The sequence below is a fragment of the Borrelia anserina Es genome, assembly GCF_001936255.1.
Taxonomy (GTDB): Bacteria; Spirochaetota; Spirochaetia; order Borreliales; family Borreliaceae; genus Borrelia; species Borrelia anserina.
The window spans coordinates 123,559-137,156 of record NZ_CP013704.1; the positions used below are offsets into that span (position 1 = coordinate 123,559).

The 13,598-nt window shown below is 29.3% G+C and carries 9 protein-coding genes and 1 pseudogene; 2 read left to right on the top strand and 8 right to left on the bottom strand.

The window, feature by feature from the left end:
* Positions 1-10: 10 nt before the first annotated feature.
* From cmk to N187_RS00655, 6 genes and pseudogenes are all read right to left on the bottom strand, one after another.
* Positions 11-667: a (d)CMP kinase gene (gene cmk, locus N187_RS00630; RefSeq protein ID WP_025419359.1), complete on the bottom strand. Its 657-nt coding sequence runs from the start codon at positions 665-667 to the stop codon at positions 11-13.
* Positions 651-1,401: pseudogene (locus tag N187_RS00635) on the bottom strand (pseudouridine synthase). Before N187_RS00635 ends, cmk begins: the two are co-directional and overlap by 17 nt.
* Positions 1,382-2,146 (bottom strand): hypothetical protein, encoded by a 765-nt coding sequence (locus N187_RS00640; RefSeq protein ID WP_025419360.1) that lies wholly within the window; start codon positions 2,144-2,146, stop codon positions 1,382-1,384. Before N187_RS00640 ends, N187_RS00635 begins: the two are co-directional and overlap by 20 nt.
* Positions 2,147-3,235, bottom strand: coding sequence for a recombinase RecA (recA, locus tag N187_RS00645; RefSeq protein ID WP_025419361.1), 1,089 nt, complete (start codon positions 3,233-3,235; stop codon positions 2,147-2,149).
* Position 3,236: 1 nt separating this feature from the next.
* Positions 3,237-5,948: a transcription elongation factor GreA gene (gene greA / locus N187_RS00650; RefSeq protein ID WP_025419362.1), complete on the bottom strand. Its 2,712-nt coding sequence runs from the start codon at positions 5,946-5,948 to the stop codon at positions 3,237-3,239.
* A 35-nt stretch (positions 5,949-5,983) separates the two neighbouring features.
* Positions 5,984-6,928: a tetratricopeptide repeat protein gene (locus N187_RS00655; RefSeq protein ID WP_025419363.1), complete on the bottom strand. Its 945-nt coding sequence runs from the start codon at positions 6,926-6,928 to the stop codon at positions 5,984-5,986.
* 180 nt (positions 6,929-7,108) lie between these two features.
* Between N187_RS00655 and N187_RS00660 the strand changes: the two genes are divergently transcribed.
* Entirely contained in the window at positions 7,109-8,248 is a 1,140-nt protein-coding gene (locus N187_RS00660) for a tetratricopeptide repeat protein (protein ID WP_025419364.1), read from the top strand.
* A gap of 42 nt (positions 8,249-8,290) precedes the next feature.
* Here N187_RS00660 and hisS read toward each other — a convergent pair whose 3' ends face one another.
* Positions 8,291-9,661, bottom strand: a complete 1,371-nt coding sequence (gene hisS / locus N187_RS00665) for a histidine--tRNA ligase (protein WP_025419365.1) — start codon at positions 9,659-9,661, stop codon at positions 8,291-8,293.
* A gap of 146 nt (positions 9,662-9,807) precedes the next feature.
* On the opposite strand from hisS, the gene N187_RS00670 reads away from it, so the two are divergent.
* Entirely contained in the window at positions 9,808-11,685 is a 1,878-nt protein-coding gene (locus tag N187_RS00670) for a penicillin-binding transpeptidase domain-containing protein (protein ID WP_025419366.1), read from the top strand.
* A gap of 1 nt (position 11,686) precedes the next feature.
* Here the strand turns inward: N187_RS00670 and N187_RS00675 are convergent, their stop codons facing one another.
* Entirely contained in the window at positions 11,687-13,579 is a 1,893-nt protein-coding gene (locus N187_RS00675; protein WP_025419367.1) for an AMP-binding protein, read from the bottom strand.
* Positions 13,580-13,598: the final 19 nt, after the last annotated feature.

Consider the following 13,598-nt stretch of genomic DNA (forward strand, 5'->3'; position numbering starts at 1 on the left):
CACCTCTCTATCACTTTTTTTTCAAATTAAACGTCTTCATGATAACATCACATACATCATCCAAGCACTTATAGCTTGAATCAATATAAAAAACTTCTTTATCTAATTTCAATTTACCGTACTCTCTATTTTGATCAATTTCATCTCGTCTCTCTAATGCCTGCTCTAACTTATTTAAGGTTGAAGCATTATCCCTCTGATCATACCGTCTTAAAGCTCTCACTTTAACAGAAGCATCTAGATATATTCTAATACTAGCTTCTGGAAATACCACAGTAGTAATATCTCTACCTTCTATTATATAATCATCATCCTTGAATTTAACTATTTCTCTTAATTTTTTATTCACAATATTCCTAACACCTATATAAGAAGAATAAAAAGAAACCTGAAGATCTATTTTTTCATTTAAAATATGACTCGTAACATTTATACCATTAAGCAAAAAATCAACACCATTAAATTCAATATCATTTTTTGATATAAGCTCCAAAATTTTATTTTCACTAAGTAAATCATATTCGTTTAAAGTAAACCTTTGAGCAATTAAAGTTATTATTCTATACAAATAACCGGAACTAATAAACTTAAAACCCAAACGCATTCCTAACGCTTTCGCAACCGAACTTTTCCCCGAAGCTGAAGGACCATCAATTGCTATTATCATTAACACTTCCCCGAAATCTGTGCCTTAAGCCTATTAATTTTAGCTAAAGATACAATTCTAATTTGTCCCTCTTTTAAACTGTCCAATTTAATATTACCTATTCTGATTCTGTGAATTCTCTTTAAAAAAATATTATTACTTAAAAAAACTTTCCGGATTTCCCTATTTTTACCTTCCGTTAAGATCAACTTAACAGAACTATCACTAAGCATCACATAAGATTTTAACTTAAAAACTTCTCTTCCTATTTTTATTCCATGCTTAAAATTAATAAGCAAATCCTCAGTAATAGTCTTTTTTGCGTCAACAATATACTCCTTTTCAACCTCACTTTTTGGATGAATAATACTATTTGCAAACTGACCATCATTAGTAAAAAGCAAAAGACCAGAACTTTTAAAATCAAGCCTACCAATCGAAAATAAACGTTCTTTAAACAAAGGCTGAACTAAAGAGACCGCCAATTTTCTCCCTTCTGGATCAAAATTGGAACACAAATAATTTTTAGGCTTATGAAGAGCAATATAAACCTTACTTTTAACTTTAAAATCCCTAAAAACAAATACTTGCCTTTTATACTCTACTCTATCGCATAAGAAAACCTTATCCCCAAGCTTTGCAAAATTACCATTTATTTTGACAAGATTTTTTCTTATAAGATCTTCACAAAATCTCCTAGAACCTACACCTCTATCTGCTAAAAAAACATGAACTCTAATCCCTCTGCTGTTTATATTCGTCAATACTCTTTCCTTTTCTTAAAACCAACTCATCATTTACATAAACTAAATCTATAATATTTGACATTTGATATTCAAGGACCACCAAAAAGTAACAGAATCTCTCAAAAAAGTAAAACTCATCATTGCAATTCAATAAAAATTCAAAAATAAAATTATCTTCCTTTGTCAAAAGCGCAATAATCCTTGCTTTTTTATCCAAAATTTTAGCATCATATGTACCTAAAACATTGGACCTAAATTTATTACTACATAGCATATTATCATGCTTTTTAACTACCCTTTTCGCTCTGGTTTTACTCCTAGTCTTATTAATATCAACCTTATAACTCTGAACATTACCCACATTTTCCAAAAAAACACCATTTTCTCTACAAAAAGAAGATTTCAGTACATTTATATGTAAATTCTGAGTTGTAGCTTTGGACTCTGCACATTTTTCACTGAAATTTATTAATTTCTTAACTATCTCCCTTTCAATCAACTTTTTATCTTTTAATTTTATTGGATAAAGAATTTGCGTCTTTAAATAAAGCAGACTGGTTGAAAAAGAATAAAATTTAATTAATTCTTTAACATCCATCTCAATACTCTCAGAAAATACCAAAAAATCTTCTATTATTTTACTTAAATTAAAAGTCTTTAAAATCTCTCTTCTATTTCTCACATAATCAAAAAAAAATTTCATTCCTCCTTTAAAATCATTACAAACAATCAAATAATCATCTAAACTTACCATTTATTCTTTATCCTGCTTAGCATTCGTACCAACTTTAAGAGAATCTGGATTAAATCCTTCAAAAATTATCTTTCTAAGTTGACGCTCAAGATCATAAGTAAGCTCTTTTTCTCTAACAAGATAATTAATAGCATTCTCTCTACCTTGACCTAACTTATCATTTCCTATAGAATACCAAGAACCTGTCTTCTGTACCAAATTATACTTAATAGCAGCATCCAATATACTAGCTTCACGTGAAATACCTTTACCGAAATAAATCACAAGCTCTACTTTACGAAAAGGAGGCGCTACTTTATTTTTTACAACCTTAACTCTTATCTTATTACCAACAATGTCATCCGAAGAAGTACCCGTTACCTGATCAATTTTCCTAACTTCAAGACGAAGTGAAGAATAAAACTTCAAAGCATTTCCTCCGGTAGTAGTCTCAGGATTACCAAACATTACACCTATTTTCATTCTTATTTGATTAATAAACATGATACAAGTATTAGATTTTGAAAGTATGCCAGTAATCTTCCTCAAAGCTTTACTCATTAACCTTGCTTGAAGCCCAATCTGCGAATCACCCATCTCGCCATCAATCTCTGCTTGTGGCGTCAAAGCCGCAACAGAATCAATAATAATTAAATCAATTCCACCACTTCTAATTAAATATTCAGCAATCTCAAGAGCTTGTTCCCCTGTATCAGGTTGACTAAGCCAAAGCTCATCAACATTAACACCTAGAGCTCTTGCATAAACAGGATCAAGAGCGTGTTCAGCATCAATAAAAGCTGCTATTCCACCATTTTTCTGAACTTCAGCAATCGCTTGAAGAGTTAAAGTAGTTTTACCAGAAGACTCAGGACCAAAAATTTCTATTATTCTTCCCTTCGGATATCCCCCAATACCAATTGCCTCATCAAGCAAAATAGAACCACTCGATATACTCTCTATACCCTTACCTACAGGAGACTCTCCCATTTTAATAAGACTTCCTTTACCAAAATCCTTTTCTATCTGAACCCTAGCAAGTTCAACGGCCTTCTCTCTACTTAATCTATCATCTAAAGAAATCTCTACTTTATCTTTTAATTTTGACATTTCACTCTTTCTCATTAATCTTGGCAGATTCTATCTTTTTAACATAATATTGAAAATGAGTATCATTGATCACAAAATCAAGCTCATCACCTTCTTTTGCATCCAATAAATTCTCTCCAAAAGGAGATTTATAAGATATAATACCTTCATCAGGGTTTGATTCCCAAGGTCCAAATATCAAATAAGATTCTTCACTATCTGTAATCTTATTAATCATAGTAACTTTTGTTCCAAACCCAACAACAGAACTTTGAAGTTCTTTAGTATCAACAACTTTTGCAATATCTATCTCCAACATAAGAGCATTTAACCTCTTTGTTAAGAATTGCTGTCGTTCCTTTGCAGAATGATATTCTGCATTTTCTTTTAAATCACCAAGCTCACGGGCTTTACCAATTTCTTTAGAATTCTCTGGTATTTCTACATCTTTTAAGTACTGCAACTCTTTTTGCTTTTTACTAAGAGAACTTAAAATAGTTAAAAATCCTATTTCAACTTTATCCCCCGAGAATTGCATCTTTTCATCTTCAAATTCAATATTACTAAACACAGTTCTTATTGAAGTTTTAATGTGCAAAAGATCCTTTGGAGGAAAATCTCTTATATAAAAACAAGTCATATATATCCTTTTAGCAAGCTCTTCATCCATGACCTTACTTAAAACGATACTAAGATATTCATCCTTTATTAGAAGATTAATCACCATTTTATAAATTCTTTTATTAGCAACAGAATTATTTTTATTATTAATCTTAATAACACTATCTGTTAAAATCTTAATCACATTTACCAACAACTCTGAATCAGAATAATCTAAACTAAGTGAATAAGAAGTATAATGCTTTAAAATCCAAATATAAGCATCCCTATAGACTTTATAATTCTTTATAATATAATTAAAAAGTTGTTCAGTTTCTTTTATATCTTCTTTATAAAGAGAATCGATCAACTTCTTGTTAACATAACAAGGAAAAAGCTGCTTATAATAAGCAACCCAATCAACCAACTCTTCCTTAATTAAGGATACCAACTCTTTTTTAATCTCTGCATTCAAGATTGAAGCAAAAAGATCAACTATATTCTTGGAATATTCCTTAAAGAGAACCTCCAAATTAATATCTTTTTCAAGATTAATCTTAAAAGCAACTCCAATCTCAGAGTTTTTTAAAGCTTTAAGTATCACATAAGAACTGATAACATAATGATCGATCTTTGTAAAATTATTAACATAAATCAAAAAATAATTAAGCATTTCTTCTTCAACATGTAAATCCCTCTCAACACCACTAGTGGTACAATAGTGCATAAAAATTTCATATCTTTTATAAAAGTCCTTTTCTACTTTAAATTTATCATAAATTTTTTCATTAAAGTTGGAAGCTCTTTCATTATATATATAATAATCAACTTTTTCAGATGCCATAACAAAATGGGGATTATCTTTTAGAATTTGCTTAGCTTTTATACTCCAAGAATTCCATGTACTCTGAGACATTAAACTTGGGACAAGTTCTCTTTTTATTCCTTTAAGATCAATTGACTTATAGCTCTTAATAATTATCTTTAAGGCCCATTCAACATCTCTCTTCAGATTTTCTACAAGCTCCTCTTTTGGCTTAATTGCTTTTAAAACTCGAATATCATCCTTTTCAAGAGGAGTTAAAGCAGACATAGCCATATCAAAACTAATAAAATGCCCCCGCTTAGAAACAAAATCAACCACAATACCTTGTTCATTTACATCTTTCACTATTCCTACAAACCAGGTTTGATGATATACAAAATTACCTTTAGCAAAAAATAAATATTTCTCAAAGTCAGAATAAACATCAAAAAAATTTTTGTCAAGATTCTCAATGTCAGATTTTTCAAGATACTCCTCAATATTTTTAACATCCTTATATTTTTCCCTCAAGAAAAGAACTAAATTTTCTCTTGCTTTCTGGTTTTTATTATCAAGCTTTAAAATGCCCTTCAAAATTTCTATTGTTTCATCGATATTTCCGCTCAAAGAATAATGTTCATATAAATCCTCATAAAGAACAACAACCTTTTTAAAGCCAAGTTCTTTCTCAACTTTCTGCAGTATAAGAAGAAAAGAATCAAAATCATCAGAGACATACTTGATCAACTTAGACCATATCTCTCTAATACCTGACATTTGTTTTTTATCAATAAAACGGTAAATAGCTTTTCTAAAAAAATATATTGATTTCTGTAAATCAATATTCTCATAATGCGTAGCAAGTTGCCTTACAAATACAGTATCATCAACATCAGCTTCAACAATGCGCATCCAAATAGCTGGAAGCTTATCATTCTCATTATTCTGCGCATATATCTTTGCAAGCGTATAAAGTGCATGCTTATTTTCAGAAGTTAAAAGCATCTTGTTACATATATGCTCAACAAGAGACCACTTCAAGTTCTGAGAAAATAAGTCTACAACTGTAAGTAAACTCATATCATTAAGCGGCCGCCTACTATATATAAGCATGCCTGAAATATAAAGACCAGCAATACTCTTCTTTATGTCTTTTAAATGCTTACCACAAATATCCAAAGCCTCTTCTGTTAAATTTTCAGAAATTATACTACCTATTAACTCATCCAATTCCTTTATCTTAGCAAGAGAATAATTATTAACAACTATCCTTGTCCATTTATCCTCTTGCAAGATATTATCTAATCTTTCCATAGTAATATTAGACATTCAACTCTCCTAATATCAATTTTATTAAAATCAATCTAATTAACATATTGCTGATATATTCCTATATCTATTTCTTTAATATAAGATAAAATTTCATCAATTCGAACACGATCTTCTTTTATCCTTACATAATGATCAATAAGCCAAAAATACTTATTAATAAGTCTTGGAAGCAATATGCTCTCATTGATTGACCTATAAGATTTCTCCTTAAGCTCATTACGCAAACTATAAACAGATTGCTTTAAATGACCAAGCTCAATAGGCCTTAATTCTCTTTTTATATTAAAAACACCATTGAGTGCCCCATAAACAGGTATCCACTCTTTAACAAGAGTATCGGAAATATTCCTGTCACTCTTAATAGCTTCTATCAACTTAAGTATCATCTCAGATTCAAGAGCATCTATATCTATCCTTTGGGGATTAATAAAAAAAGCCTCTCTAAATAATACCTTAGCCTCCTTAATCTCATCAATAAGGGCATAAGAATCGGCAAGCTCAGCAACTACATCTGCATTGTCTTTTGCATCTCCTAATATCCGCAAAAAAACAGCTATAGCTCTATCATAATTCCCCACTCCCTTGTAAGACTTAGCAATTTTTACTAAAATATCTAAATTTTCTGGTTGTAATTTATATATATTTTTATATATATCTAAACATAACTGAAATACAAAATACTTAATCGAATTACGACCTTGTATAAAATCAAAATTCATCTTTTTTAAATATCTTCTAGCAAAATTATTCCATTCTCTTACTAAAAATTCAGCTTTCTCATAATCTTTATCTATCCGATCAAGACTCTCAATTTGACCATTCCAATATACAGAGCTTTTTAGAGCCGTCAAAATCTCAATATTATCAAAATCAAGAGAATGTGCTTCTTCTGATTTCATTAAAGCTACCTTAAAATCACCCTTCCTGAAGCTTAAATAAATGTCCTTGATTAATTCCGCGATTTTTTCTGATGACACATTCCCACCACTTTTAAAAATATGTATAAATCCCAAACGAGCTTATATAATTATAACATTAATAAATTTTTAGTCAAACCAACCTTTTTAAAACAAAAAATAATATTCTATTTCTTATTTTTTTAAGATAATATTTATATATAAAACAATAATCATGAGGGTAACTTCAAATTTATGGAAATAGAACCTAATAAGCTTATAAATAAATCTATTCGCTATTATAACTCTCACAGATACTCAGATGTAGTAAAACTTCTAGAAAAGGAAATTTTTTTTTATAAGAATTACTATTTCTATCATTATATTCTAGGAATGTCTTATCTTCGAATGGGAAACCTAGGAAATGCTCAGACATATCTAAAAAAAGCTTATACTCTAAATCCAACAGAACCAGATGTCAAACAATCAATCGCAATATTATTTGCAGCTCAAAACAAAGAAGATAAGGCCATACAGATATGGCTTAAAATGATAGAAGAAAATCAAGAAATAAAACGATCAGAACTTTCCCTAGAAACCATTCGAAAAAATCCTATCCAAGGAGCTCTATTCTTAAATAGAAACAAAATATATGATAAGATATTCCCAGAAATTAAAGTCAAAACAGGAAAAAATTTATCTAAACTAATAAAAATATTATTAACATTAGCAATTCTTTCATTCTTATTGATATCAACATTTTTACTTATACATTCCAAAGAAACAATTAAGGTAACATCAAACAACTCTCAAGCAAAAGAAAAAAAAGCTATTAACAACATAGCAGCATACATTGACGATATTAAAATAAATAACAAAGAAAAGATTGAAAACCATGAGGGACAATTCGTATTTATACTCACTGGAACTGAAATCAAAAATTCATTTCAAAAAATAAAAACCTACCTGAAAAAAGGCAAAGACAATTTTGCAAGGATTGAAATAAATAAGATATTAAATTCAAATGCATCAGAATCAATTAAACTTAAAGCTAAAAATCTTGCAAGTTTCATCTCAAGGCCAGACTTTCTCACATTCAACGATCATATAATCTTAAAAGAAATTAAAAAAAATCCACTAATATATTCAAATGTATATGTCAAATGGGAAGGCATTGTAAATAACATCGAAAAGAAAAATAACATAGCCTGCTTTGACTTTTATGTAGGATATAACAAAAATTCTCTTGAAGGCATAATAACAACAAAAACGACTTTTGACATTGATATTAACTTTAAAGATTGCGTTGAAATATTAGGACAAATAGAATATGACTATGACAAAAATATACTAACTCTAAATGCAATCACAATCCGAAAAATAGAAAAACAAAAGAACTAACATTCGCTAAGAAAGCAAATCTACTGACAATCAAGCTTCAAGTTAAAAAGGTGTATATAAAAATTTGTCATTACCCTTAATAAATTTGATAGCCTCATCAAAAGATAATAACAATTCCTCCTTTTTAGTCAGGTCCCTTACCTTCAATTTGTCCTCTCTATATTCCTCCTGACCTACAAAAATCAAAAATCTTATAGATTTATCAAGAGCATATTCTATTTGAGTTTTAATATTTTTACCATCTTTACTCTTAGGATATACCTCACAAGCAATGTTACTTACCTTGGAATAATCATGTCTCCTAAATTTATCTGCAAGCTTATAATAATAATCTTGTAAATTATCATCTATATTGACAATTAATACTCTAGAACTAGCTTTAACCACAAACAATTTAACATAATTAAATTTTTCAATTTCAATTATATCCCGAATCCTATCAATACCAAAAGATCCCCCTACTCCTGAAACTTTCTGCAAAGAGCTAGAAAATAAGGATAATAAATTATCATATCTCCCACCACTACAAATACTCCCCATATTAATGCCCATCATCTCAGCCTCAAATACAAGTCCGGTATAATAATCAAGTCCACGAACTACCTTAAGATTAAAATTAAAAGCATCTTGAATCCCTAATGTACCCAGATGTACAAAAATATCTCCAATTCTCTTAATAGCATCATTATGTCCCAAGATACCTTTTAAGGCCTCCAATTTATCCCAAAAAGTTCCTTCTAAATTGATAAATGCCAATATTAACTCAACATGTTCTTCGCTTAATTGTGAAAGCAAATTTTCTCTTACACTTTCAATGCCTATTTTATCTAATTTATCTATATTTCTCAAAATAAAAATGGCTTTATCCTTTAATCCCAACTGATCAATATAAGCATTCAATATACCAATATGAGAAAAATGAATAACAAACTTTCTATTAATACCTTCTATAAAATTTAAAAAAATCTCTTCAAGTCCACGATATACAATAGACAAAATCTCAGCATCACTACGAAAAGTATCCTCACCTACTATATCAAAATCAAATTGCATAAACTCTCTATACCTACCCCTCTGAGTATTCTCTCCCCTAAATACTTTTCCTAGCTGAGATCTTCTAAAAGGAAATTTAAGCTTAGACCTATTAGTAGCCATAAATCTTGCAAAAGGAACCGTTAAATCAAAACGCATAGAAATATCTCTATCTCCATTATCATTAAACCGATAAATCTGTTTCTCTACATCGTCCCCACCTTTTCTGAAAAGAAATTCAGAATACTCAAGGATAGGAGTATCTATCAAATCAAAATTATACGAAAAAAGAACACTATATATCTGTTTTATAACATGGGTACGAATTAACGCTTCTTTTGGTAAATAATCCCTAAAACCTTTTAAAGTTTTAATATCCACTATATTCAAACCTCTATTAATTTCAAATTTAATCTTTTCATAATATAATATTATAAATATGAGAAAAAATTAATAATCAAATACTAATATTAAAATCCTTAACTATCAAATTTCTAATATAATGTAAGGAGTATATAAAATACTTAATGCATAAAAAGTCTAATAGTAAACTAAGATTAAATTTCATTTTTACAATTTTCTTATTAATAACGCTATTGACAATCTATAAATATTTCATGCTCATGTCTTCAAAAGACATACAATATTTCTCTCAAAATATAAATCACATTTCAAAAAGAGGCAACATTTATGACAGAAATGGTAAAATAATAGCCTTTTCTTCAAAATCACATTCAGTAGGCACAAACCCAAATAAAATAAAAAATATTGTAAATACATCAGAAACCCTTGGTGCAATACTGAAAATTGAACCTCAAATACTTAAAAAAAAACTGTCCTCTAAAAAAGGATTCATATATATAAAAAGAAAAATAACAAGAGAAGAATCTGAATTAATTAAAAGAATTCAATCAGAAGGAAGATTAAAAGACATCATACTTTATCCGGACTACACAAGAATTTATCCATTTAAAGAATTGACAAGCAATATTACAGGATTTGTCGGAACAGATAACATCGGACTTACAGGAATTGAGCTTTCTCTAAATACCTTACTAAATGAAGATCTTACAAAACAAAAATCTATAAATGAAAAACTAAGCACAAACAACATATATCTGACCATAGACATAGATCTTCAAAAAAGTATAAACCAAATAGCAAAAAAATACTTCAAAGAAAACAATCCTGAAAACATGATCACCATAGTAATGGATGCTAAGAATGGAGAAATTTTATCAATGCTTCAATTTCCACAATATGATGCTAATTACTACTCAAAATATCCTAAAGAAATATGGAACAATTTTGCCACTTCATTAACCTATGAACCTGGTAGTATTAATAAAATTTTTACAGTAGCCATCCTATTAGATAGTGGATTATTAAAATTAAATGAAAAATTTTTAGATAACGGCATATACCAAAAAAAATTTAAATCTGGAGAAATAGTTACAATCAAAACTTTAAATCCCCCTTATGACTACATTGATTCTAGTGGGATCCTAATCTATTCATCAAACGTAGGAATAGCTTACATTACAGATAAGGTAAGTAATGAATATTTCTATAACAAATTAATAGACTTTGGTTTTGGAGAAAGGGTCGGATTTCCTTTCCCCGGAGAAACAAAAGGCCTCTTAACACATTATTCAAAATGGTCAGGAAGAAGTAAAGCCACAATAGGATTTGGACAAGAAATAGGTGTATCTGCAATTCAAATACTACAAGCTGCTAGCGTATTAAGTAATAACGGAATTATGTTAAAACCCAAAATCATAAAAAGAATAAGCGATGAAATGGAAAATACAATCCAAGAACTCCCAAATGAAGAAATTAAAAGAGTAATATCTAATCGCACAGCAAAAGAAGTTTTAAAAATAATGAAAGAAGTCGTAAATAAAGGAGGAATACCAAAACTTAAAATGAAACACCTAAACATCTCAGCGAAAAGTGGAACTTCTCAAGTAATTGATAAAAACACAGGCAAATACTCAGACAAAGATTACACTTCCTCAATACTAGTAATATATCCTACAGAAAATCCACAATACATTATATATATAGTATACAGATATCCTAAAAAGATAATATATGGAACAAGAATTGCTGCACCCATGGCAAGAGAAATAATAGAACTAATTGAACATCGAAAAAATAAAAATAAGTATAATGAAATTAAAATTTCTTCAAAAATTAGAATACCAAAACCCACAATAAAACGTGAATCAATGGAATCCCTACCAAATCTTATAGGACTTTCCAAAAGGGATTTAATGAAAATTCTAAAAAACTATAAAAAGAAAAAAATAAAGATAAAAGGAAATGGCTTTGTCTATAAACAATCTAAACAACCTAACACAAAATTAAAAGATATAGATGAACTTGAAATATTCTTAAAATAATTTATGAAAATAAATTATTTATCTCATCTTTATAAAAATTTAAAATATAATTACGCTTAACATCCATCTTAACAGACATCTCCTTACCTACTTCAAATGGCTTTTCCAAAAGAACAAATTTTAATATTTGCTCAAAAGGCTTAAACCCATTAGCCCTACTAATAAGCTTCTTTATCTCATCACTAATGACTTTAATAACAATATCATTCATAATAATTTGTCGCTTATTTTGAACATCAAGAACTTGCTGACCTATACTTTCTAAATACTTATTTATCTCCTCAAAATTAGGAAGAATTAATGCACCTAAAAACTTCTGATCCTGACCCACAACAACAGCTTTCTCAATCAATAAAGATTCTTCAAGTCTAATTTCAATCGGAGCAGGTTCAATATTTTCCCCATTATTCAAAACAATAGTATCTTTTTCTCTTCCTATAATCTCAACAACATTATCTTTTGACAACTTAACAATATCACCCGTATTCAAAAACCCATCAGATCCAATAACCTGTCTGGTAGCATCTTCGTCTTGATAATATCCAATCATAATTTGAGGACCCTTAATAAATAGGACTCCTTTACCTGGTTTTTTAAGTTCATTACCATCCTCATCCCTAATCTCAGCAACAGTTCCAGGCAATATTCTACCACAAGTGCCAATCATTACCTTTTTATGCTCATTAGAAGCAACACCAGGGGATGCTTCTGTTAATCCATAAGCATTAGCAAGCTCAATTCCAATTGAGTTAAAAAATCTAACAACAGACGAAGATATGCTACCCCCACCAGTTATTCCAACAACAAAATTATTGCCTAAAACCTTCCTTATCTTATTAAAGATGATTAAATCTCCCAAAATTGTAACAGGAAATAAAATTATTAAGCCCAAAATACTTAAGATTTTTTTTATAGGAATTAACAAAGTAAATCCGTTATCAGGGTACAATCCTAAAGTTATCCTATAGCAAATATCATTCAAACATGCCGCCTTAACAAAACTCTTAAATGACAGCCTTGCCAAGAACGATTTCTTGGCAACCGCTTTAAAAATATTTTGCTTTATTGCAATCCAAAGCCTAGGAACAGCTGCAATATAATGAGGATTAATATTCTTAATATCATCAAGCATGTTTCTTGGAACAATACTTGAAAATAAACAAGTCATGCCTTTAAGAAAAATGTGATAAGAAAATGATCTCTGAAATGAATGCCAAATTGGCAAAATACACATAAATACTTGTCCTTCACTAACACTAACCATCCGACTAAAACTAGATACTTGATAAAGAAAGTTAGCATGAGAAAGCATTACTCCTTTAGGGTTACCTGTAGTTCCAGAAGTATATATTATTGTAGCCATGTCATTAGGATTAACATTATTTAAAGTTTCAATAATTTCTTCATCTCGTCTTGACTCATCCCCAATTGCAACACACTCTTTATAAGTATAAATTTTAAAATCGTTAAACCGCAGCTTTTCTCTTTCATCTAAATCATCAATAATGATAAAAATAGGGTTAACTTTAAAGTTAACACGAATAACCAAATCAAGAAGACTCAAATTTTCCACTATTACTATACTAGGACGAATATTATTGATAATTACTTCGGCTTCAAAAAGAGTAACATCAGCTCCCTTTGGAACATCTACAGCACCTAAAGCTAAAATCGAAAAATCTATAACACTCCATTCAATTCTATTCTCAGAGCAAATAAATACTTTATCCTGATATCCCAAACCTATCTTTTTTAAGAAAGATGCAAATTTCAAAACATCATTTTTCAAATCCTCATAAGTAACTCTAACATAATCCTTATTGCTTCTATATATCTGTGCAACTTCATTACCACACTTACTAGCAATTCCAAAAAAGGTTTTTACTATTGACATATGATCTCACTATACACTA